The sequence below is a fragment of the Streptomyces sp. NPDC029044 genome (assembly GCF_040637495.1).
GTDB lineage: Bacteria > Actinomycetota > Actinomycetes > Streptomycetales > Streptomycetaceae > Streptomyces.
On the sequence record NZ_JBEZWN010000023.1, the window covers coordinates 82,058 to 104,337 of the forward strand.

Consider the following 22,280-nt stretch of genomic DNA (forward strand, 5'->3'; position numbering starts at 1 on the left):
ACGCCAAAAGCGATGCACGATTCGTACCTGCCTGCGATTATCAGGACCGCTTCACCGAACCTCCACATCGAGCCACGGAGGCGAAGCAACAGGGACAAGGACGCGGGAGCCCTATCCTTGTCCCCGGCAACGTCACGGTTCGGCCCACACCAGGGCACCACGACAGAGGCCACCACACCCGGCCCCCGTAGCTCAGTGGATAGAGCAGGCGCCTTCTAAGCGCTTGGCCGCAGGTTCGAGTCCTGCCGGGGGCGCTCTTCTTCGCTCTCCTTCGGGAGGGCGTTTTTGCTGCTCAGAGCGCATGTAGTCCCACGAAAATGAGCGCCGGACCGTCCCCCGGTGATCGCCGGAAGGGTCCGGCGCTGTCCGGCTGTCACCGGGCTTCTGCGGGTGGCTGCGGGGAATACGCGGAGAAGTTCTCCGGGATGCCTCAGCCGGTCTCGGGCAGCTCGGGGAGGTCGTCTCGGGTCAGGATCCGCTGTTTGAGGTCCGGAAGTTGCCCGGAAATACACGGCGCGTAGGTCGCCAGCAGCACGGGCACGCTGGTGCCCGCCCACTCAGCGACCCGCGCCGGCGGAATGCCATCGCTGAGCCAGTTGGTCAGGCAGGTGTGCCGCAGGTCATACACCCGCCTACCTACGGGTGAGGCGAACTCCTCCGCCGTGAGTACCTTGCCGCGGGCGCTGCGCCACGCTCGACGAATGACTGAGCCCGCGAGCATGTCGCCTTTTCACCCTGGAAGAGCACATCCCTGGGCCCCAGGTTCGCCTTCCTCATGTGCTCACGAAGAATCCTGGTCAGCGAGGGATGCCCCGGCACAACGCGGGTGTCGTCACTGGCGCGTCCCTTCAGCCCGCGGTCTTCGTGGATCTCACCGTCATCCGCCCAGTTCTTCCCCACCTCCGACTGAGCCGTATGGAACAGCAGCTCGCCCTATTGGTCTTCGGCGTCCTCATCAGGCAAACGGACATCGGCAACGCCCATGGCCACGACCTCCTCAGGACGGGCCCCGGCGTAGTACATCGTGACGAAGAACCCGTGGAGCCGCTCACCGCCGCGGGGGCGCCTGCGCACCCACCCCAGCAGCCGCGCCGCCTGATGAGGGTTGAGGAGCGCCCTCTTGTCGATCGCCGACGACGTCTTGGGGGCCGCCCCTCGCCCCTTCGGTAGAGGGTTCTCGCGAAGGATGCGGTGCTTGACCGCGTACTCCATCGCCACGTTGAGGATCCGCCGGTGGCGCTTGACGGAGCTTGCCGCGGCCCGGGTGCCATCCAGCTTGGAGTCGACCGCCTGTAGTACGGCATCAACCTTGGCAGGATCCTCCCATGCGGCCATGGTCAGGGAGTTGCGCTCCACCCACTTCAGGATGGTGGCCACCTCGAGCGGGGCGTCCTTCCGCCGTCTCGCATTGAACGCATACTCCCGCAATGCAGTGCGCACGTCGACCGGCCGGAATGTGGTCGGCGGCGTCCGCAGCAGGGCAATGATGGCCGCCATCAGCGCCTTGGCTGTGTTCTTCCGGTTGTTGCCTCCGGTTCGGTGCCACTGGGCGTCGGCGAACTGCACGGCGAAGTCCTACCAGTTCACGGTATTCGCGCCGGATTGGTGCGAGACCGGGCGCCCCGTGGTGAGGCTGAACGCCTGGCCGCGTCGCGTTGCGCTGACCAGCTCGCAGCGGAAGGCGTCCGCGAGGGGGACGTCGCGGGGTGGGTCGGCAGTCAACATCAAGTGCTGAGCGCCGGCTCGGCGGAGCCGTCGGCGACCGGCTGCCAGGGTTCGGCGATCGTGCCGCCGGGCTCAATGCCGTAGCAGCGCAGTCGCTCGGCGTCGTCGAGGCGGCCGACCCGGTGCAGGAGCGCGATGAGCCGGTGTTCCGCGTCACGGCCGCCGTGCCCCGCTTCGACGGCGCGCAGCAGAAGGGCGATGATCTCGTCCGCCGCGCCGAAGGTGTCGGCGAGAACATCGAGCTTGGTCTCAACGGGACCGAGCCAGTTGCTCCACGTCGGCCCGCTCTGCCGATGCAACCTGAAGTCGGGGTCCCACTCGTACAGGCGCAGGGCCAGATCCAGGACACCGTCCTTGCAGGCGCGGTCGAAGAGGCTGTCGAGCAGAAGGGCCTGGTGGAGTCTCGACTGCCCCTCGTCGCCTGCCAGAAGACTCTCCCGTGAGGTGTCCGGACGGGCCTTCAGCTGCTCGTACGCCGAGTCCAACGCTTCCTGGAACGAGCGCCGAACGCTCTCGATATCGTCCTGCGACGGCGCGAGACACTCCGCCCGCACGGGTTCCTGGGCCGCTGGAGGCACCGCCGGCTCAGCCTCTGCGGTAACGGCCTCAGCGGTGACGACCTCCTCCGCCGGCACCTCGCGCCCCGATTCCTGCCCCCAGCGCTCCAGTTCCCTGCGTGCGCCCAGGTCGCCCAACCGTGCCCTGTGCAACAGGACGTCCCATGCCTCGTCGTCTCGGCCCAGGGTGCGCAGCAGCCGGTACCGCAACGGTGAGGCACAGGGAGGCTGCTCGTCACCGAGTCCATCGAGCCAGGCCAGCGCCTCCGCCGTGTGACCGTTGTCCACCATGACTTTGACGGCGTCGTGCCACAGGCCGCTGTCCGGGAAGAGGGCGCATGAACGAGCCCACACCTCGGCCGCCTCCGGGTGGTCCGCCGCCAGAAGCATCTCCACCATCTCCCAGGCGCCGCCCTCGTACACCAGGGTGACGTCGTCTCCACGGGAGGCCGCGAGGCAGGCCAACTCGACGGCTTTGTCGATGAGTTCGAGGGAGCGAGCCAGACTCGCGGCGGACGCGAGGGCGACGACGCCCGCCGTCCCGTCGAGCTCGAACTGCGGGACACGCCACTGCGCGACCTCCGACCGCTGCCGTCCCAAGCGCTCCAGCAGCCGCAGCACGAGGAATCCGGACACATGGCTTCCGCCTTCCAACGCCCGCCGGTAGCAGCGCAGGGCCGACTCGGGGGCGATGTCCTCCAGGAGCCTCCCCCGGTCACTCGCCGCCTCGGCGTCGCCGTACGCCTCCGCCCGCGCGTAGAAGCGTTCGGCGAGCCGACGCAGTCCCCTTCGCTCCGCCGCCGTGCCGAGGGCGACGAACTGCTCCGGATCGCCGTGCGTGAAGAGCGCCTGCCACATGCCCGTCGGTACCGGCTGCCTGGCCCGCCCCCCGGAGCGTGCACGGTGTTCCAGCACGTCGTTGAGGCGGTAGTGCGGGCCCGCCGCCCCTTTCTCGTACGGCCGACGCGGAACGCGTCCCAGCGGGGGCCGTACACCGCGGCACTCCTCGCCGTCCGAGAGGTATCTCAGCGCACCGACCGCGAAGTCCTCTCCCTCCTGCTCGTATTCCCAGTCCTCCAGGTAGGCGACGGCTCCGTCGGACAGCAGCCGCTCGGGCAGGGCGGGGCCGTGACCGAGCAGACGGGCCTCGGTGGCGGCTTGCAGCAGAGCCTTGCCGCCAGCCGAGGCTCCCGCCGCCAGTTGCAGGACGCGGGGCAGGCCGCCGAGGTACTGGGTGATGGCGATCTCGCTGCGGTCCGGTGTGGCGGACCTGGCGTGACGCAGAGCTTCGTCGATGCGGGGGTCGGAGAGGGCGTACTCCCGCATCGCCCGGAGCGCGGCACCGCTGAAGGTGTCCGGGACCTCGATGTTGTGGCCTTCGAACAGGAACCGCGCGTGCGTGCCGTGCCGCCCGGCACTCCTGGTGCGCAGATCCCGGTGGTCGTCCGGCCACAGGGTGTCGACGAGCAGGACCGGCGTCCGCCGCTCGTCGTCCAGCAGTCTGCGCAGCCCGCGCGCGAGTTCCTCCTGGGCATCGGCATCGGAGAACAGCAGCCGTTCACGTGTGTCGTCCAGCCAGACCACGGTGCGTGGAGCCACCCGCTCCAGGTCCGCCATCAGCTGGGCGTGGGTGCCGCTCTTGGCCGGCTCCCAGAGCGTCCAGTCGGCGCGGATCTCCGGGGTGGACGCGAGTGTCTCCCACAGTGCTCTGGTCTTCCCGGTCGACGGCGCGCCGAAGAGCAGCACGGCCACGCTCTTGCCCGCGGCGGCGAGAGCGGCCAGCCGAGCGAGTTCACGGTCGTGCGCCCGAGGGACGTATGCCGGCATGCGCGGGAGTTCGGGCCGACCGGGCACCTGGATCACCTCGTGGGCGCTCAGCTCCCACGGGCCGGCGAGGGAGGCGAAGGGACGGCCCGGTGCGCTCTCCCGGTCCGGAGGTCGCGGGCCGGGATGCTCGGCCCGGGCGTTTCGGCTCAGTTTCTCCCAGTGGATCACTTCGTCCCGGGTCGGCTTTCGGTGTTCCCCTCGCTCGAACAGTACGTACAGCAACGCGCTGAAGGGATTGGGGCGTTCACCCACGTACTTGGCGTTGGGATCCAGCAGTCCGTCCTCGGGGACCGCCTTGCCGCCCAGCCAATCGTTGAGCGTGCTCTTCGAAAGGCTCGTGCACGGAGGGTTTCGGTCGGACGCCCGTTTGGCCAGGGCCACTTGGGACAGGCCGCCCGCCCTCTCCCTGAGCTTTCCGAGTTCCGCCGCGAAGAGCTGCCGGTACTTACCCTGTGCCATCCGCCGTCCGCCTCTCCGGACCGGATCCGGACCGGATGCCCGGATCGCCCCCTGACCAGCAGCGTTGTCGGTCGCCACTCGATGAGGAGTCGACGGGCCGACACTCGTGGTGCTCAGCTACGGGCCATCACCGGCCCACCCCGACGATATCGGGGACGAGCAGCGGAGCACTCGCGCATGTTTCCCCTCATCTCACGGACTGACGTACTCACCGGGCTGTCCGACGCCCCCGTCCGCCTGCGGCTCGCACAGGAGCAGGCCATCTACATCCCCGTGATACAGACGGTCATCGCCGCGTCGGCGTTCCTGGCGGTTCTCGCCGGGGTCGTGTTCGCCGTTCGCAATCGTCGTCGTGACGGCTTCAGGGAGCGTCTGGCCGACGCCGCCCGCGTCCTGCGCGCCGCGGACATCGACCTGCGCCGCGCCCGGGAGGCGGAGCTGTCGGCCACCACCGCGGAGCTCGAACGGCAGCGGGCCCGACGCCTGCACATCGAGCGCGCCCTCGACCAGTGCCCCGGGGGATGGCGGTCTCGGCGCCTGCGCTCCCGGCTTTCGGCGGTGGCGGAGCAGCTGACGGGTTACTGCTCGACGGGCACTGCCCCACTGGCGGAGATCGAGGCGGCGTATGCCGCAGCCCACTCTCCCGACGACGTACCGGCTGAACACCGGCTGCAGCTCTTCGCGCTGCGGGTACGACAGCAGGAGCGTGCCGCCGCCGAACTGGCCATCGCACTACGGAGGGCCGAGACCACGATCGCCCGCCGACGCCGCTTCTGACAGATCGTCGCGTTGGCGTTGCCCACGGCCGTACGAGGAGTTCGGCAACCGTCGCCAGTGTCCGCCGCCGATCTGGTCGCGCAGGCGTTCGGCGGCCTGTTCGACCAGCGGGCTGGGGCGTAACCGGCCTAGCGACGACATGGGCGGTTCACCAACTCCTTCGGTACCAGGAGGCTTCAGTGACAACTCTGCCCAGCGTCACCGGATTTCGGGACCTGTCGTGGGCTTCGCCACGGTGCCCGCGGCTCGGCGGTCGTGTCGGTGTCGATGTGCTCGATGGTCATGGCGTCAGCATGGCAGGAGGCTGAGGCTCTTCCGGCCAGCTCGTCAACACGGTGCCGTCGGTCTCGTCAATCAGGTGATTCTGGAACACAGGCTCGCGGTCCAAGGGCGTTGCGCGGGACCAGGCGCTGCGTGCGCATGCCGAGGGAGTCGATGCCGACCGGACACCGCGCTGGACATCCTCGACTAGGTGCTTGCTGACCGGCCTGCGGCTGGTCACCTTCTTCCCCGCCGTCTTCTTTGCGGCCGCCTTGGCGGAACAAAAGGCTCCGGAGAATGCACGGTGAAGGTGTCGCATCACGCGCCCTGAGATCTGCTCCAGTGCAGGCGGCCTAGCTTGATGGAAAGAAGATCAGTCTGCGGAGGGGCGGCGCGGGCCGTTTCCTGGCCACGGCCCCCGGCAGGCACTTCCCGCACCCCCGGCGTACACGCGATCATGTCCGGTGAACCGGACCTGGGCCGTGAAAGGGGCACGACGTGCGGCTGCGCTGCGCTGTACTGGACGACTTTCAGCAGGTGGCGGCCGAGGCCGCCGACTGGTCGGTGGTCGCGGACGACGTGGAGGTCGTGTCCTTCGACCGGCACATCGACGGCGAGGACGACCTGGCCGCCGCTCTGGCCGGCTTCGACATCGTGGTGACCCTGCGCGAACGCGTCCCGTTCCCCGGGTCGCTGATCGCCCGGCTGCCCCGGCTGAAACTGATCGTCGCCTCCGGCATGCGGAACTCCGTCATCGACTACGCGGCCGCCGAGGCGCACGGCGTCACGGTGTGCGGCACCGCCAGTTCCTCCACCCCGCCCGTCGAACTGACCTGGGCCCTGCTGCTCGGCCTCGCCCGCGGCATCGTCGAGGAGGGCAACGCCCTGCGCTCCGGCGGCCCCTGGCAGAGCACCGTCGGTGCCGATCTGCACGGCAGGCGGCTCGGGCTGCTCGGCCTGGGGAAGATCGGCAGCCGGGTCGCCCGGGTCGGGCTCGCCTTCGGGATGAGCGTGAGCGCCTGGAGCCAGAACCTCACCTCCGAGCGCGCCGACGAGGTCGGCGTCGAACGGGCCGGCTCCAAGGAGGAGCTGCTCGCGAACAGTGACTTCGTCTCCGTCCACCTGGCCCTCGGCGACCGCACCCGGGGCCTGCTCGGTCCGGCCGAGCTCGCCCTCCTCAAGCCGACCGCCTACCTGATCAACACCTCCCGCGCGGCGATCGTCGACCAGGACGCCCTGCTCGACGCCCTGCACGCGGGCCGTATCGCCGGAGCCGGCGTGGACGTCTTCGACATCGAGCCCCTCCCCGCGGACCACCCCATGCGCACGGCACCCCGCCTCCTGGCCACCCCGCACCTCGGCTACGTCTCCCGCGCCAACTACGCGACCTACTACGGCCACGCCGTCGAGGACATCCGCGCGTTCCTCGACGGCACACCCGTGCGGCGGCTCCCCTGACGCCTGCGACGGTCCTCATGGCGGAGCGTGCCCGTCCAGGACGGGTGATCCGGCCATGATCGCCGTGACCACCCGTGTACGGGCGCGTTGAACGGGAAGCACGGCGGCGCCACCTGCCGCCGGGCTCACCGAGTCAGAAGGAGAACGTGATGTCTCGCATCGCGAAGGCAGCCGGTGTCGCGCTGGGCACGGGCGCCGTGGTACTCAGCGGGGCCGGTCTGGCCGTGGCCGACGCGGGTGCCCAGGGCAAGGCCGTCGGGTCGCCGGGCGTCCTCTCGGGCAACGTCGTCCAGGTGCCGGTCCACATCCCGGTCAACCTGTGCGGCAACACCGTCAACATCATCGGGCTGCTCAACCCGGCGTTCGGCAACGAGTGCGAGAACAAGGACGACCCCAAGAGCCACCCGGGTGGCTACGGGTACGGCCACTGATCGCACGCACCACCCCGTGCACGCACGCACCACCCCGTGCACACGGAGAGCCCCGGCACCTCGAGCGCCGGGGCTCTTCGCGTGAGCCGGCAGGTGGCGTAGCGGGCGCTTGCCCATAGCGCACACCGAGTCACGCGTAGCGGTAGATCCGCCCGTGGTCCTCCAGTTGGTCCGGGGTCACGTTCCACGGCGGCAGCTTCTCGTGCCGCGCCACGACCCGCCGGTACTGCGCGCTGCCCGGTCCGGGCGGTCTGGCCGGCAGGTAGCGGTGCTCGCGGTGCCGCCGCTGCCAGCGCGACCACACCAGGTCGACGAACGCGTGGTGCATCCAGAACACCGGGTCGTTGACGGAGGCGCCGCCGACCATGGCACCGCCGACCCAGCGGTGCACCCGGTTGTGGTTCTGCCAGGAGGCGCTGCCCCGGCCGCTCCCCCACCCCTCCAGCTTGTTGCGGAAGCCCTTGCCGGTCGTCGAGTCCCAGGGAGACGCGTCGTAGAGCGGGTCCTTCAGGGCCCGTTCCAGCTCGGCCGCGGTGGGCAGCTGGATGGGGTCGCGGGCGCGGCCCAGGTCCCGGGTGAGGAACTCCTCGTCGGTGATGCCCTCCTTGATGGTCCAGTTGCCCTCCGCGTAGGCGAACGGCCCGGTCATCACCTGGCGGTCGGAGCGCCGGCCGGTGCCGCCGAGGAGGTCAGCGGTCCAGGGCGCGGACGTGGTCGTGCGGTCGCGTGTCCAGTCCCAGTACGGCACCGACACCGACGCGTCGACCCGGCGCAGCGCCTTCTCCAGGTCCAGCAGGAACTGCCGGTGCCAGGGCAGGAAGGAGGGTGCCATGTGGGCCGTGCGCAGGCCGTCCTCGCCGTCGGAGGTGTAGTACTCGATGTGCGTGCGGACGAACTCGTCATATTCGCCGCGCCGTTTCACCTCCAGCATGGCCTTCACGAAGCGGCGTTTCTCGGTGCGGGTGAGGGTGCTGACGTCCTTACGCGTGTACGCCATGGGCTCCCCCGTCCTGGTGCCCCGGGCCGTGGCCGGGCACGTCGCGCAGGCGCTGCCCCGGGCCCAGTTCGTCGACGGCGGCACGGGTCGCCGCCAGGGGGGTGGGGTAGGAGCGGTAGTGGTCGACCATGCTCAGCCAGCTGCCGTCCGCGCGGCGCATCAGGTGCAGCGGCCGCCCGTCCACGGTGACGTGCCAGTCCACGTCGCCGACCTCCTGCTCCGGGGCGGGGATCGGCACGCCGCGGATGAGGCGGCCCCGGTAGGTCTCCTCGAACATGCCGTCTCCGGCCCGCACGTCCGTGTTCTTGCCGTCGGACTCCTCGGGCCAGGCGGCCACGGCGACGGGGGTCAGCACGGCGCCGGCCGCGACGGCCGCCAGGCCGCGCAGCACACCCCGCCGGGTGCCCGCGGCGCCCCCGTCCCCTGCCGCTCCCACTGGTACGCCACCGACGCCTACGACCATGTCGTGCTCCTCGTTCCGCTCGGGTTGTCACTGCGGTAACAGCCCGAAGGCCCCCGCGGTCACCACCGCGGGGGCCACACGAGAACACCCGGTACGGACCGGCGTCCTACAGGCCGGGACCGATGCCCAGGTCCGCCGTGGGCACCGTCTGCACGAGCGGGGCCAGCACACCCACCTGCGGGAGCTTCGCCTGGGGCAGGCCGAAGCCGTCCGCGTGGGGCGAGGTGAGCGGGGCGTCGACGGACACGCCCGGGGCGAGCGTGCGCAGGTCGGAGGCGGGGGCGTCGACACCGATGTGGTCGAAGCCGGCGCCGAGGAGGTGCGGCAGGGGTGCGCGCAGGTCGGCGCCGGGCAGTCCGCCGTGGACGGGCAGCTGCGGGACGACGCGCTCCGGGATGAGCCGGCCCTCGACGTAGCGGGGTCCTTCGGGTGAGCCCGGTACCGGCACCGGGAGCTGGCCGGTGGCCTCGGGCAGTTCCACGTTGAGGGCCTTCTCGGCGCCGCCCAGCGGCACGGGGACGGGGACCGTGCCGACCGCGGCGGCGGGGGTCGCGGTGGCGGCGCCGGTCGCGGCCGCCACACACGTGATCACTGCGGCGAGGGTTCCTCGGGTGGTCGACTTCATCTGGGGTACGGTCCCTTTCGCGTGTCGGGGGCTCAGCGTGCGTACCGAGTAACGAGCCGGGGAACCGCACCAGCGCACAATTCCCCCGACTGCCGCAGTAATACGACGGACCGGGCCGCTCGGGGGCGGCCGTCGGTCAGCTCGTCCAGAAGTCCCACCAGCGCGTCAGGACCAGCATGCCGACGACGCCGAGGTGCAGCACCGCAAGCACCCAGGTGAACTCGTCGAGGAACCGGCGTACCGCCCCGGGTGCGGGCAGGAACCCCTGGCGCACGGCGAACGAGGTCACGTACCAGAACAGGGGGATCGTCGCGGCCCAGGCCAGGCAGCACCACAGGCACAGCGCGTTGATCCGGTACAGCGACTCGAACTGGAGCCACGTCACGAACCCCACCCCGAACAGGCATCCGGCGTCGAAGGCCAGCCAGTACCAGCGGGGGAAGCGGGCACCGGCCAGCAGGCTCAGGCCGACGCAGATGACGACGCCGTAGGCGACCAGTCCCAGCATCGGGTTGGGGAACCCGAAGACCTCGGCCTGGTCGCTCTCCATGACGCTGCCGCAGGACACCACCGGGTTCAGGCTGCAACCGGGCGTGAAGTCCGGGTCCTGAAGCAGCTTGAACTTGTCGAGGGTGATGATCCAGGAGGCCAGCAGCCCGGCCGCGCCGGTGACGACGAGCAGCAGGGCGAACGCCCGGCCGCTGCCCGCCGTGCGCGTCCCGGCGTGCGCGGCCGGGGTCACTTCGGCAGCGGAAGACCGCCGAGGAGCCCGCCGTTCGAGTTGAGCTGGGTGGTCGCCTGCTTGACGGTGCTGAGCATCGAGTCCTTGTTCTCGGTGTCGAGCGCGTTGGACTGGTGCTTGAGCGGCATCGGGTCGATGGGCTCCCTGGTGAGCGCGTTGACGGCGCCGTTGAGGCTGGTGGGGGTGACGTTGGCGGGGTCGTAGGCGGCGTGGGCGGGTGCGGCGGCACCGGCGACGACGAGGGAACCGGCAACGACGGCGGCGGCCTTCAGGGACTTCATCGTGAATCCTTTCTTCGGCGACGGATGTCACCGGCGGGGAATTCGGACGCCGTGCCTAACGATGCCTGTGCGGAGCGGAAACCCCGTCGCCGGAACGTCATATGAGTCGCCTGAACAGAAGTCGTGCCGGTCCGGGGGCCGGCACGACGACCGGGTGAGCGGGGCGCTCTCAGGGGGCCTTCGGCAGGGAGGGCAGGCCGGCCAGGTCCGGGGCGGGCAGCCGGCTGCCGACCAGGGTCGCGGCGACGGCGTTCACGACCCCGGCCACGACGCCGTTGACCGCCGGGGTGACCTGGGCGGCGTCGCCGGAGGTGACGGCCTTGAGCAGCTCCTCGGTGGACTTCTCCAGGGCGGTCAGGGCCTCGGCGGCGAGGTCCTCGGGCAGCTCGGCGTCGTTCTCGACGGGGGCGGGCAGCGTGCTGGCCTGCGGCAGGGGACTGCTCTGCGGTGCGGCGCCCGTCACGGCCGGGGCCGTGGCGGTGGCGGTCGCGTGGTCGATGGCGTCCTGCACCGAGGTGCTCAGCTTGGCCGCCTGAGAGTGCGGCAGCTGGCCGTCGTCCGCCTTGAGCACGGCGGTCAGCAGGTCGGCGACCGGGACGAGGACGCCGCCCAGGTCGCCCAGGCTTTCGACTTGGCCGAGCAGTTCGTCCGCGTCGGGGACGGGGGCCCGGGACGCCGCGTGGGTGTGCTCCGGGGCCGATGCGCTGTCGGCGGCCACGGCCGCGGGCCCGGTGACCCCGAGCAGCAGCGTGGCGCAGAGCGCGGACGTCGCGATTCGCCGTGCGGGCAGACGCATGGGGGTTCCTTTCGGTGGTGCGTCGGATCTTGTGCCCACCGTGCGAGCGGCCGGAACGCTCCGCAACCGAGCGAACGCCCCAGGTCAGCGCCGCGTCCCCGGGCCTGCGGCGTCCCCCCAGGTAGGCGGCGTGCGCGTTCCCCGTCCGCCGGGCCGCCCGCCGGCCCCCGTTCGGGGCAACGCGAACCGGCCGCTCTCCCGCGTGGTCCCGCAGGAGAACGGCCGGTCAGGGTTTCGAGGCGACGTCAGTCGTTCTCGCACTCGTTGCCGAACGCCGGGTTCAGCAGGCCGATGATGTCGACCGTGTTGCCGCAGACGTTGATCGGGATGTGCAGCGGAACCTGGACGACGTTGCCGGACAGCACACCCGGGGAGTGGGCGGCGGCGGCCTGCGCGCCGCTGTCGGCGGCGGCGATGCCGGTGCTGCCCGCGACAGCGGCAGCGGCAGCGGAGGTCAGGACCAGGCCCTTCGCGATACGCGACATGGAGAGGTGCTCCTTGGGGGTTGACACAAACATCCGGGCGGATGCCCGGCGCTAGGTCAACGCGTGGCGTGCACGCGAGTTGTGCCGCCAAAGGAGTGATCTCGCCGGAAGGGCCGTCTTCACCGTTCCGACACACACGCCCGGTTTTGGAGGAAAAGTACGGACAGCGTCTAGAGTCGCAAACCTCTCAACGCACCCCTACAGCAAGCAAATCGCACTCAGGGACGAGGGAGGACACCACGGTCCGCGAAGCCCTCCGGTGCGGTGGTGACCAGGTGGCCGTCCGGCTCGTTTCCCAGCGGGACGCGGCGTGCGCCGGGCGTGCACTTCGGCGCTGTCGGCACTCGGCAGTTCAGGCGCGTTCCCGCCGTCCCGAGCGCCATCCGTGAGCGAGGAATACCGCGCATGCACCTGTCACCGACCGACCCTCCGCCACGGGTCCTCCACGTCACGCAACCCGTGGACGGCGGGGTCGCCCGCGTCGTGACGGACCTGGCCGGAGCGCAACTGGCCGCCGGCCTGCACGTCACGGTCGCCTGCCCCGACAGTCCCCTCGCGGCCCGGCTCACGGCGCTCGGCGCCGACGTACGGCGCTGGGCGGCGACGCGCGCGCCGGGGCCGTCGCTCACCGGCGAGGTACGGCGGCTCGCCCGGATCGTCGAGGACGTACGGCCCGGCCTGCTGCACGCGCACAGCGCGAAGGCCGGGCTGGCCGGGCGGCTCGCCGTGCGGGGGCGCGTCCCGACCGTGTTCCAGCCGCACGCCTGGTCGTTCGAGGCGGTGGGCGGCGTCACCGCGGCCCTCGCCCGCGGCTGGGAGCGGCGGGGGGCCCGGTGGGCGGCGCGGGTGGTGTGCGTGAGCGAGGCGGAGCGCCGGCTGGGAGAGCAGGCCGGGATCCGGGGGCGGTGGAGCGTCGTCCCCAACGGCATCGACGTCGAGCGCTTCCGGCCGGCCGACGACGCCGGGGCCGTGCGGGCGGGGCTGCTGCCGAAGAGCGCTCCGAGCGGGCCGCTCGTGGTGTGCGTGGGGCGGCTGTGCCGGCAGAAGGGGCAGGACGTCCTGCTGACGGCGTGGGAGTCCGTACTGCGGCGGGTGCCCGGGGCGCGCCTGGTGCTGGTCGGCGACGGGCCGGACCACGGCCGGCTGCGGGCCCTGGCCCCCGGCTCGGTGCTGTTCGCGGGCGACGTCGGCGATGTCGTGCCCTGGTACCAGGCGGCGGACCTGGTCGTCCTGCCGTCGCGGTGGGAGGGCATGGCGCTGGCCCCGCTGGAGGCCATGGCGTGCGGGCGGCCGGTGGTCGTGACGGACGTCGGCGGGGCCCGCGAGAGCATGCCGCCGGACCTCGTGCCGCACTGCCTGGTCCCCGCCCTGGCCCCGGCGGCACTGGCCGCGGCCGTCGCCGGGCTGCTGCTCGACCCGCCGCTGCGCACCGCGCTCGGCGCGCAGGGGCGCCGGCACGTCCTGTCCACGCACGACGTGCGCCGCACGGCTCAGGCGGTCGCGGACGTGTACCGCGAACTCCTGGCCGCGCACGCCGTGTCCACCGAGCGCAGGGAGTCTGTCGCCTCGTGACCGCGGAAAGCACCGTTCCCACCCCCGCCGGGCAGCCGCGGGACCCCCGGTTCCCGTCCGTGGCGGTCCTGCCGCCGCGCGGTGCCGCCGCGGGCTTCCGCTTCCCCCACCGGATGCCGCCGGCCCGGCCCGTGTCGCCGCTGCCGCTGCTCGCAGCCGACGGCACGGCGGCCGTGCTGGGCGGGCTGGCGCTTTCGGGGACCCAGCGCCATCCGCTGTTCCTGGCCGTGCTGGTGACGGCCTCGCTGCTGTTGCGTCCGCCCCGGCCCGGGCGCGTGCCGGCCGTGCTGGACGAACTGCCCGCCGTGAGCGGCCGGATCGCGGTGGCCTGGCTGGCACTCGGGGCGTTCGTGGCGGCGTACACCCCCCAGCACGTGCTCTCCGCCTCGACCCTGCTCGCCGGCTTCCTGCTCCAGACCGTGGTGGGCTGTGCCGGGCGGGGCGCGGTGCACGCCTGCCGGCGTGCCGAGCTGCTGCACCGGCCGCGGGCCGCGCTCGTGGTCGGGCCCGCCGCGACCGCGCAGCGGGTGGCCGCGGCCGTGCTGCGTCATCCGCGGGACGGGGTGCGGCCGGTGGGCGTCGTCGCCGACGAGCCGGACGGCAGCGGGGGCCTGCCCGTGCTGACCACGGGCGAGGAGGTGCAGCGGGCGATCGTCCAGAACGGGGTGCGCGAGGTGCTGGCCGTGCGCCCCGGTATGCGGGCCGGGCAGGGGCCGCTGCTGCGGGCGCTGGCGGAGTCGGGCTGCACGGTGTGGGAGGTCGACCCGGACGTGCCGTCGTACCGGGCCGGGGACCGGCTCGCCGGGTTCTCCTGCCGTCGCCTGGACCTCGGGACGGGGCAGCGGGGCAGGGCCGGCAAACGGGTGCTGGACGTCGTGGTGTCAGGAGCGCTGCTCCTCCTGGTCAGCCCGTGGCTGCTGGTGTGCGCGACGGTGTTGCGGCTGAGCGGCGGGCCGGGGGTCGTCTTCCGGCAGGAACGCATCGGCAGGCACGGGCGGCCGTTCACGCTGCTGAAGTTCCGCACCCACCGCCCGGTCGACGCGCACGAGTCGGCGACCCGCTGGAGCGTGGCGGACGAACGCCAGATGCCGTGGTTCTGCCGCTTCCTGCGCCGCACCTCCCTGGACGAGCTGCTCCAGCTGTGGAACGTCCTGCGGGGCGACATGAGCCTGGTCGGGCCGCGGCCGGAACGCCCGTACTTCGTCGCGCAGTTCGGTCAGACCCACCCGGGCTACGCCGCCCGCCACCGGGTCCGGACCGGCATCACCGGTCTCGCCCAGGTGCACGGGCTGCGCGGGGACACCTCGATCGAGGACCGGGCCCGGTTCGACAACGCGTACATCGACGACTGGTCGCTGTGGCAGGACGTCTGCATCCTGCTGCGTACGGCGGCCGCGCTCGTGCGTCCGACGGGGAGCTGAGCGGATGACCCGGGTCGGGGCCCCCGCGCCCGTCCTCGCGCTGCTGGCCGTCGTGGTCCTGCTCGCCCTGCCGCTGGGGCCGGGCGGCGAGGGCGGTGCCGGACCGGCCGACGCGGTGTCCGCGCTGGCCGTGCTGTTCTGCGTGGTCCGTCTCGTGCGGGAGCGGCGGCGGCCCCTGTCCCCCGCGGCGGCCCTGGTGCTGGGACTTCCGGTGCTCGGCGTCGCCGTCGCCGCCCTGGGGTCGGTGTCGCCGGGCCAGGGGCTCACCGGCCTCGGCCGCTACCTCCAGGTCTTCGTGCTGGTCCCGGCGGCCGTGCTGCTACTGGTCCGGGACCGGGGCGACTTCCGGCTGCTGGCCTGGTCGTTCGTGGGGCTTGCGGTGTGGCAGGGGGCGGTCGGGGTGCACCAGTACGCGACCGGGACCGGCGCCTCGTACCAGGGCCGGCCGGTGCGGGCCGTCGGCACGTTCGGGGCGCAGGACGTGATGGGGATGGCCACGGTCGTCTCCCTGGGGCTGGTGTGTGCGGTGGGGCTGGCGCTGGGCAGTGCGCCGGTGCGGCAGCGGGTCGTCGCCCTGGCCTGCGCGCTGGTGCTGCTGCCGCCGCTCGCGCTGTCGTTCAGCCGCGGGGCGTGGATCGCGACGGCGGTGACGTGCGCGGTGCAGCTCCTGCTGGGCGGGCTGCGGCGGGCGCTCGCGGCCGGGGCCGTGGTGGTCGCGGCTGGCGTGATCCTGGTGGGCGGCTTCGGGGTCGGTACGGCGATGCTTCAGGAGCGGATCAGCAGCATCACGCAGGTCGCCGACGCGCCCGACCAGTCGGTGACTGACCGGTACACCATGTGGGCGGCGGCGACCGGGATGTGGCGCGAGCACCCGCTGGCCGGCGTGGGCCTGAAGGGCTTCCCCGAACACCGCGACTCGCACGCCTCGTTGGCGCTCTCGGCGGGCAGCGACACGGAGGGCGCGGGCGCGGCCTTCCGCAAGCAGCCGCTGCTCTCCCCCCACAACATGTACCTGCTCGTCCTGGCCGAGCAGGGGCTGTTCGGGTTGCTGGCGTTGGCCGGCAGTTGGCTGGCCCTGCTGCTGTGCGCGGTGCGCGCCCTGTGGCGGACCCGGCGGGCCGGCGCACCGGGCCTCGACTGCGGTCTGGTCGCCTGCGGACTGCTGGTCTGGCAGCTGACGGACTTCGCCTACGCGGACATCGGCGGCCCGTCGACCGTCCTGACGGCGATGTGCTTCGGACTGACGGCGTGGTGGGGCCTGGCGGACGCGGCGGCTCCGGCGACGACGGGCCGAGCCCGGCCCGGTCCGGCCGCGCGGCGCATGACGGAGGAGGCCCCGACGCGATGACGGTGACGCCCGAACAGACGAACACGGGCGGCGGGCCGACGGTCCCCCGGGCCGCGCCCGCGCCTCCGGCCATTCCCCGGGCGACGACTCCGAACGAGCCGGCGGCCGTCCCTCCGGTCACGCCCCCACGGGAGCCTGCGCCCATTCCCCCGGCCACGACCCCGCACGAGCCCCCAGCCATCCCCCCGACCACCACCCCGCACGAACCTCTGACCGTCCCCCCGGCCACAACCCCCCACCAACCCCCAGTCCTCCCCCCGGCCCCCACTTCACACGAGCCCGCGCCCACTCCCCCAGCCACACCCCCACACGAACCCCCGACCATCCCCCCGACCACAACCCCCCACCAACCCCCGACCATCCCCCCGACCACAACCCCCCACCAACCCCCAGTCCTCCCCCCGGCCCCCACTTCACACGAGCCCGCGCCCACTCCCCCAGCCACGCCCCCTCACGAACCCCCGACCATCCCCCCGACCACAACCCCGCACGAACCTCTGACCGTCCCTCCGGCCACGGCCGGACACCAACCCCCGCCCCTCCCCCATGCCGCGGCCACCGTCGGGCGTGAAGGTCCGGCCCTCCCGGGGGCCGTGGACGCCGGGAGGGAGCCGGTCGGGGGCCGGTCCCCGGCCGCCGCCGGGGTGCCGCCCGGTGCTCAGCCGTCGCCGGCCCCCCGTGCTGCGGCTGCCGACGGTGCACCGGTCACCCCCGATGTCCCTCCCACAGACGCGCCCGTCACCCGCGGCTTCCTCGCCCGGGCCACTCTGATCACCGCCGTTCTCTCCTTCGCCGGGGCGCTGCTCGGGCTCGTGCGGGATCAGTCGCTGGCCCGGATGTTCGGGGCCGGGAGTGCGACGGACGCGTTCCTCGTGGCCTGGACCGTGCCCGAGTTCGCCGCCACGCTGCTCATCGAGGACGGGCTGGCCATCGCGCTGATCCCGGCGTTCAGCCTGGCCCTGGCCCGGCGGGCGCAGGGCGTCCCCGGCGACCCGGTCCGCACGCTGGTCGCCGGTACGCTGCCCCGGCTCGCGCTGGCCTTCGCCGCCGTCGCCGCGCTGCTGGCCGCCTTCGCGCCGCAGGTCGTGCGCGTCCTCGCGCCGGGCCTGCCCGACCCGGCGCTCGCCGTGGACTGCACCCGGCTCACCGCCACCTGCGTGCTGTCCTTCGGCCTCGCCGGGTACTGCAGCGCGGCCCTGCGCGCCCACCGCCGGTTCCTGGCCCCGGCGGCCATCTACGTCGTCTACAACACCGGCATCATCACCTGCGTCCTCCTCCTGGGCACGCGGTGGGGCGTGCGCGCGGCGGCGGCCGGGGTGGCGATCGGCGGCTGTCTGATGGTCGTCGCGCAACTGCCCGTGCTGTGGCGCCTGCTGCGGTCCCGGCCGGTTGCCGGATCCAGCGGCGCGGAGAGCGGCGGCCGTCCCATGGGGGTCGCTCTGCTCGCCGCCGTGCTGCTGTTCGCGCTGTGCCGGCAGTCCCAGGTGCTGATCGAGCGGTTCCTCGGCTCCACCCTCCCCTCCGGCGCCATCTCGCATCTCAACTACGCGCAGAAGATCGCCCAGATCCCCATGACCCTGTCGCTGATGCTGTGCACGGTCACCTTCCCGGTGGTCGCGCGCGCCCTGGCCGACGGGGACAGCGAGCGGGCCCGCAGCCGGGTCGAGCGGGACCTGGCCCTGGCCGCGTGCGTGATGCTGGCCGGTGCCTCCGTCGTCGTGGCCTGCGCCCCGCAGATCGTCGAACTGCTCTTCCAGCGGGGCGCGTTCACCGGCCAGGACACGACGGCGACGGTCCGGGTGATGCGCGTGTACGCCCTGGGGCTGCTCGGGCACACCCTGGTCGGCGCCCTGATCCGCTCCTACTTCTCGGCGGGGCGCGTCACCTGGTACCCGCTCGGCGCGATGGCCGTCGGTCTCGCCGTCACCGGCGGGATCGGCGCGACAGCGGTGGGCCCCTGGGGCGTCATGGGCATCGCCGCGGCCAACGCCGCCGGCATCACCGTCACGGCCGTCCTGCTGCTCGCCGGCATGGGCCCGCGCAGCATCCCGATCCGCACCCGGCATGTACTGGCCGAGCTGAGCAGGCCCGTGGGGGCGGCGGCCGTCGCGACGCCCGCCGGTGTCTGGGCCGCGGGCCAGGCCTCCGCTCCCGTCCCTTCCCTCGTCGCCGGCGCGCTCACCATTGCCGCCGTCTTCCTCCTGCTCGGCCGGGCCCTGGGCGACCAGGGCTGCGTCACCGCGCTGGCATCCCTCCGTTCCGTCTCACGAAGGCTCCCTCATGGCCGCTCCCGTTGACTCCCCGGACACCGGTACCCGCACCAGACCCGGTCCGGCCCTGTTCATCGCGATGTACCACTCCGTCGGCGACCCCACGGACGACCCCTACCGCATCACGGTCACGCCCGAGCGGCTGGACCGGCAGCTGGGCTGGTTCCGGCGGCGCGGGCTGCGGGGCGTGTCCATGGCCGAGCTGCTCGCCGCCCGGGCCCGGGGCGAGGGCCGTGACCTGGTCGGGCTGACCTTCGACGACGGCTACGCCGACTTCGTCTCCGAGGCCCTGCCCGTCCTGCGCCGGCACGGCTGCGGCGCGACCCTGTTCGTGCTGCCGGGCCGGCTCGGCGGCGACAACGCCTGGGACCCGCTGGGCCCGCGCAAGCGGCTGCTGACCGCCGACGGCGTCCGGCAGGCCGCGGCCGAGGGCATCGAGATCGGCTCGCACGGCCTCACACACATCGACCTGACCAAGGCGGACGACGTCGCCCTGAAGTCGGAGGCCGAGGGCAGCAGGACCGTGCTCGCAGAGCTGACGGGCGCCGAGCCCGCCGGCTTCTGCTACCCGTACGGGACGATCGACCAGCGGGCCGTAGTCGCCGTCCGGGACGCCGGGTACGCGTACGCCTGCGCCATCGACCCCGGCCCGCTCGGCGGCCCGCACGCCCTGCCCCGGGTGCACATCGGCCAGAACGACACCACCGCACGGCTGTTCCTGAAGTACCGGCTGCACCGGCTGCGCCGCCGACCCGTCGAGGAGCCGCGGTGAAGGCCCTGCACATCATCACCGGCCTCGGGGTGGGCGGCGCCGAGCAGCAACTGCGGCTGCTGCTGCGGCACCTGCCCGTCGACTGCGACGTGGTGACGCTGACCAACCCGGGCACGGTGGCCGCCGGTCTGGCGGCCGACGGGGTGCGGGTCCTCGACCTCGGCATGGCCGGCAACCGCGACCTGGCCGCGCTGCCCCGCCTGGTGCGGGTCATCCGAGCGGGCGGCTACCAGCTCGTGCACACCCATCTCTACCGGGCCTGCCTCTACGGCCGGATCGCCGCGCGCCTCGCGGGGGTCCGGGCGGTCGTGGCCACCGAGCACTCCCTCGGCGACTCGCAGATGGAGGGCCGTCCGCTGAACGCCGGGGTGCGCGCCCTGTACCTGGCGGGCGAGCGGCTGGGCCGTACGACGGTCGCGGTGTCCCCCACGGTCGCCGAGCGCCTGACGCGCTGGGGCGTGCCCGGGCCGCGGATCGAGGTCGTGCCCAACGGCATCGACGTGGCCCGCTTCCGCTTCGACGCGGCCCGCCGCCAGGAGACCCGCCGCGGGCTCGGCCTGCCGGACGACGCCTTCGTCATCGGCGCCATCGGCCGCCTCACCCCCGGCAAGCGCTTCGGCGTGCTCGTCCGGGCACTGGCGCACCTCCCCGGCGACCACCGGCTGCTACTGGTCGGCGGCGGGCCGGAGGAGGACGTGCTGCGCCGCACCGCCCGTGCGGCCGGGGTCGCCGACCGCGTGCTGTTCACGGGCGAGCGCCCCTGCGTCCCGGACGGCACGCCCGGCCCCGACCTGCCGTCGCTGACCGCCGCGATGGACGTCCTGGCCTCGCCGTCCCCGGAGGAGGCCTTCGGCCTGGCGATCGTGGAGGCCCTGGCGTCCGGCCTGCCGGTGCTCTACGCCTCCTGCCCGGCGCTGGAGGACCTGCCGCCGTCCGCCGCGCCCGCCGCCCGGCGCGTCACCGGCGGCCCCGACGCCTACGCCCGTGCCCTGACGGACCTACGACGGCAGGCTCCCGCACCGCGCACCGCACCCGAGGCCGCCCGCCACTACTGCATCACCCGCAGCGCCGCCCGGCTCATGGACGTGTACGCCGCCGCGGTCGCCCGCCCCCTGTCCCCCAGCCTCCAGGAGGCCCGCACCTCATGACCGACACCCCCGCAAGGCAGCACCGCCAGGTCACCGCCCTCACCAGGGCTCTCCCTCCCTGGTCCCTGCTGGCGGCCGGGGCCGTCGCAGGCGGTCTGCTCGGCGGCACGTACGGCCTGGTCAGGACACCGGCGTACACGGCGACCAGCTATGTCGTCGCCGTGCCGACGGAGAAGTCCGACACCGCCACCGCTCTCGGTTTCGCCCAGGCATACGGCCGGGTCGCCCCGCAGCTCGCGGTGCTCGGCGACGCCCAGGTGTGGGCCGGCGTGCCCGTGCAGACGCTGCGGGAGAGCGTGCGGACGGCGACCTCTCCGGACGCGCCGATGGTGGCGGTCACGGCCACCTCCTCCCGTCCGGACGCCGCCGCCGACATGGCCAACGCCGTGGCCCGCGCGCTGACCCGGCACGCCGGTGACACCGAGCAGTCGACCCACGTGGAACTCCAGCAGTTCGCCCGGGCGGTGAAGCCCACCGAGCCGTCCTCCGCCCCGGCCAGGGTGACGGGCCTGGTCGGTGCGAGCGCGGGTGGTCTGCTGGGCGGGCTCGCGCTGCTGGTCCGGCCGCGGCGGGCGACCGACCGCACCGGGCGCCCCGCGCCCGTGCCCGGCCCGGCCGTCGCCGCCGACACCCACGGGCAGCTGTGACCTACACCGCCCAACTGGTCACCGACGAGCGGGCCTTCGCGGGCCTGGCCGCCGACTGGGAGCGGCTGCACCGGCGGTGTGCGTCCGCCACGCCGTTCCAGAGCCACGCCTGGCTGTACTCGTGGTGGCAGTCGTACGGCGGGCGCGGCCGGCTGCGCCTGGTGCTGGTGCGGCACGGCGGTGCGCTCGTCGCGGCGGCGCCGCTGATGCGCGTGCGGCGCCCGCTGCCGGCGCTGGTGCCGCTCGGCGGGGCGATCTCCGACTACGGGGACGTGCTGCTGGACGACGAGCACGGCGAGGGGGCGCTGGCCGCGCTCACCGGCGCGCTCGCGGCCGCCGCCCGGGCCGCGCTGATCGATCTGCGCGAGGTCCGGCCGGGCGGCGCGGCCGAACAGGTCTACGAGCGGTGGACCGGGCCCCGCGGCCGGGTGAACGACTCGGTGTGTCTGGAGCTGCCGGCCGTGCCGATGGGCGAGCTGATCGCGCGGCTGCCGTCGAAGACCCAGCAGCGGCTGCGCGCCAAGCTGCGCAGGCTGGACGCGCTCGGCATCCAGCGCCACGTCGTCTCCCCCGGGGAGGTGGAGACGGCCCTGCTGCGGCTGCTGGAGCTGCACCGGTTGCAGTGGCAGGGCCGGAAGGTGACGTCGGAGCACCTGCGGACCCGGTTCCGTGAGCATCTGGTGCGGTCGGTCGGCCCGATGGTGCGCTCCGGGAACGCGGTGGTCACCGAGTTCCGGCTGGACGACGAGGTCGTGGCCGTGGACGTGACGCTGCTGTCGCCCCGGCTCGCGGGCGGCTATCTGTACGGCGCCCACCCGGGGCTGCGCGATCGCAAGGCGGACGTGGCGGCGATGCTGCTCGACTCGACCGCCACCCACACCAAGGACGGCACGCCGGCGACGCTGAGTCTGCTGCGCGGCAACGAGCCCTACAAGCACCACTGGCGTCCGAGGGTGGTGGTGAACCAGCGGCTGCTGCTGGCCGGGCGCCGCACGGCGCCGCTGTTGACGGCGGCGCTGTACGACGCGGCGGCCCGGAGGCGGGGCAAGGAGCTGCTGCGGCGCCTGCGGAAACCCGGCGGGGGCCCTGACCGGGCCCCCGGCGGCAGGACGCCATGTCCCGGCTAGTGCCCCGGCAGGCAACGTTTGCCCCTCGAGGAGCGGCGTCCGGTGCGTGCTCTCGGCGTGCCGGCCGGAAGCCCTCGTACTGGACGTACTT

At 73.2% G+C, this 22,280-nt stretch carries 21 protein-coding genes, 1 tRNA gene and 1 pseudogene; 12 read left to right on the forward strand and 11 right to left on the reverse strand.

The annotated features are described in order from the left end of the window. Positions 1-181: 181 nt before the first annotated feature. A tRNA-Arg gene (locus AB0E85_RS20140) sits at positions 182-254 on the forward strand. 176 nt (positions 255-430) lie between these two features. On the opposite strand, the gene AB0E85_RS20145 is transcribed toward AB0E85_RS20140, so the two are convergent. The 3 genes from AB0E85_RS20145 to AB0E85_RS20155 form a co-directional block, all read right to left on the reverse strand. Next, the gene (locus tag AB0E85_RS20145; RefSeq protein WP_361928822.1) at positions 431-628 is read right to left on the reverse strand and encodes a hypothetical protein; all 198 of its coding nucleotides are present in this window, start codon (positions 626-628) and stop codon (positions 431-433) included. 305 nt (positions 629-933) lie between these two features. Then, a complete protein-coding gene (locus AB0E85_RS20150) occupies positions 934-1,566 on the reverse strand; it encodes a hypothetical protein (RefSeq protein WP_361928825.1) in 633 nt (210 codons plus the stop codon). A 158-nt stretch (positions 1,567-1,724) separates the two neighbouring features. After that, positions 1,725-4,568 (reverse strand): hypothetical protein, encoded by a 2,844-nt coding sequence (locus AB0E85_RS20155; RefSeq protein ID WP_361928828.1) that lies wholly within the window; start codon positions 4,566-4,568, stop codon positions 1,725-1,727. A gap of 177 nt (positions 4,569-4,745) precedes the next feature. Between AB0E85_RS20155 and AB0E85_RS20160 the strand changes: the two genes are divergently transcribed. Next, positions 4,746-5,345: a hypothetical protein gene (locus AB0E85_RS20160; protein WP_361928830.1), complete on the forward strand. Its 600-nt coding sequence runs from the start codon at positions 4,746-4,748 to the stop codon at positions 5,343-5,345. Positions 5,346-5,399: 54 nt separating this feature from the next. Here AB0E85_RS20160 and AB0E85_RS20165 read toward each other — a convergent pair. Next, a pseudogene (locus AB0E85_RS20165) lies at positions 5,400-5,486 on the reverse strand (GntR family transcriptional regulator); the annotation flags it as partial. A 618-nt stretch (positions 5,487-6,104) separates the two neighbouring features. Here AB0E85_RS20165 and AB0E85_RS20170 point away from each other — a divergent pair. Further along, the gene (locus AB0E85_RS20170) at positions 6,105-7,064 is read left to right on the forward strand and encodes a D-2-hydroxyacid dehydrogenase family protein (RefSeq protein WP_361928832.1); all 960 of its coding nucleotides are present in this window, start codon (positions 6,105-6,107) and stop codon (positions 7,062-7,064) included. Positions 7,065-7,213: 149 nt separating this feature from the next. Continuing rightward, positions 7,214-7,495: a chaplin gene (locus AB0E85_RS20175; RefSeq protein WP_361928834.1), complete on the forward strand. Its 282-nt coding sequence runs from the start codon at positions 7,214-7,216 to the stop codon at positions 7,493-7,495. Positions 7,496-7,625: 130 nt separating this feature from the next. Here the strand turns inward: AB0E85_RS20175 and AB0E85_RS20180 are convergent, their stop codons facing one another. The 7 genes from AB0E85_RS20180 to chpG form a co-directional block, all read right to left on the reverse strand. Then, positions 7,626-8,492 (reverse strand): tyrosinase family protein, encoded by an 867-nt coding sequence (locus tag AB0E85_RS20180; RefSeq protein ID WP_361928837.1) that lies wholly within the window; start codon positions 8,490-8,492, stop codon positions 7,626-7,628. Beyond that, positions 8,476-8,955 carry a tyrosinase family oxidase copper chaperone gene (locus tag AB0E85_RS20185; RefSeq protein ID WP_361928840.1) on the reverse strand — a complete coding sequence of 160 codons (480 nt, stop codon included), beginning with the start codon at positions 8,953-8,955 and terminating at the stop codon, positions 8,476-8,478. The genes AB0E85_RS20180 and AB0E85_RS20185 overlap by 17 nt, the downstream gene beginning before the upstream one ends. 106 nt (positions 8,956-9,061) lie before the next feature. Further along, the gene (locus AB0E85_RS20190) at positions 9,062-9,580 is read right to left on the reverse strand and encodes a hypothetical protein (RefSeq protein WP_361928843.1); all 519 of its coding nucleotides are present in this window, start codon (positions 9,578-9,580) and stop codon (positions 9,062-9,064) included. Between the two features lie 136 nt (positions 9,581-9,716). Further along, positions 9,717-10,322, reverse strand: coding sequence for a vitamin K epoxide reductase family protein (locus AB0E85_RS20195; protein WP_361928845.1), 606 nt, complete (start codon positions 10,320-10,322; stop codon positions 9,717-9,719). Beyond that, complete coding sequence (locus tag AB0E85_RS20200; protein WP_361928847.1) at positions 10,319-10,603, reverse strand: hypothetical protein; 285 nt, start codon at positions 10,601-10,603, stop codon at positions 10,319-10,321. The genes AB0E85_RS20195 and AB0E85_RS20200 overlap by 4 nt, the downstream gene beginning before the upstream one ends. Before the next feature lie 169 nt (positions 10,604-10,772). After that, on the reverse strand, positions 10,773-11,399 hold the full coding sequence (locus AB0E85_RS20205; protein ID WP_361928850.1) for a hypothetical protein: 627 nt from the start codon (positions 11,397-11,399) through the stop codon (positions 10,773-10,775). A 245-nt stretch (positions 11,400-11,644) separates the two neighbouring features. Continuing rightward, positions 11,645-11,884: a chaplin ChpG gene (gene chpG, locus AB0E85_RS20210; RefSeq protein WP_161366612.1), complete on the reverse strand. Its 240-nt coding sequence runs from the start codon at positions 11,882-11,884 to the stop codon at positions 11,645-11,647. A gap of 405 nt (positions 11,885-12,289) precedes the next feature. Between chpG and AB0E85_RS20215 the strand changes: the two genes are divergently transcribed. From AB0E85_RS20215 to AB0E85_RS20250, 8 genes are all read left to right on the forward strand, one after another. Then, a complete protein-coding gene (locus AB0E85_RS20215) occupies positions 12,290-13,456 on the forward strand; it encodes a glycosyltransferase (RefSeq protein ID WP_361928852.1) in 1,167 nt (388 codons plus the stop codon). Further along, positions 13,453-14,877 carry an exopolysaccharide biosynthesis polyprenyl glycosylphosphotransferase gene (locus AB0E85_RS20220; RefSeq protein WP_361928854.1) on the forward strand — a complete coding sequence of 475 codons (1,425 nt, stop codon included), beginning with the start codon at positions 13,453-13,455 and terminating at the stop codon, positions 14,875-14,877. Before AB0E85_RS20215 ends, AB0E85_RS20220 begins: the two co-directional genes overlap by 4 nt. Positions 14,878-14,881: 4 nt before the next feature. After that, positions 14,882-16,225: an O-antigen ligase family protein gene (locus tag AB0E85_RS20225; protein WP_361928857.1), complete on the forward strand. Its 1,344-nt coding sequence runs from the start codon at positions 14,882-14,884 to the stop codon at positions 16,223-16,225. Between the two features lie 644 nt (positions 16,226-16,869). Continuing rightward, the gene (locus tag AB0E85_RS20230; RefSeq protein ID WP_361928870.1) at positions 16,870-18,522 is read left to right on the forward strand and encodes a lipid II flippase MurJ; all 1,653 of its coding nucleotides are present in this window, start codon (positions 16,870-16,872) and stop codon (positions 18,520-18,522) included. Continuing rightward, the gene (locus AB0E85_RS20235; RefSeq protein WP_361928859.1) at positions 18,506-19,267 is read left to right on the forward strand and encodes a polysaccharide deacetylase family protein; all 762 of its coding nucleotides are present in this window, start codon (positions 18,506-18,508) and stop codon (positions 19,265-19,267) included. The genes AB0E85_RS20230 and AB0E85_RS20235 overlap by 17 nt, the downstream gene beginning before the upstream one ends. After that, on the forward strand, positions 19,264-20,415 hold the full coding sequence (locus tag AB0E85_RS20240; protein ID WP_361928861.1) for a glycosyltransferase: 1,152 nt from the start codon (positions 19,264-19,266) through the stop codon (positions 20,413-20,415). Before AB0E85_RS20235 ends, AB0E85_RS20240 begins: the two co-directional genes overlap by 4 nt. Further along, on the forward strand, positions 20,412-21,062 hold the full coding sequence (locus AB0E85_RS20245) for a lipopolysaccharide biosynthesis protein (protein ID WP_361928863.1): 651 nt from the start codon (positions 20,412-20,414) through the stop codon (positions 21,060-21,062). Before AB0E85_RS20240 ends, AB0E85_RS20245 begins: the two co-directional genes overlap by 4 nt. Then, on the forward strand, positions 21,059-22,189 hold the full coding sequence (locus tag AB0E85_RS20250) for a GNAT family N-acetyltransferase (RefSeq protein WP_361928865.1): 1,131 nt from the start codon (positions 21,059-21,061) through the stop codon (positions 22,187-22,189). Before AB0E85_RS20245 ends, AB0E85_RS20250 begins: the two co-directional genes overlap by 4 nt. Positions 22,190-22,280 lie beyond the last annotated feature (91 nt).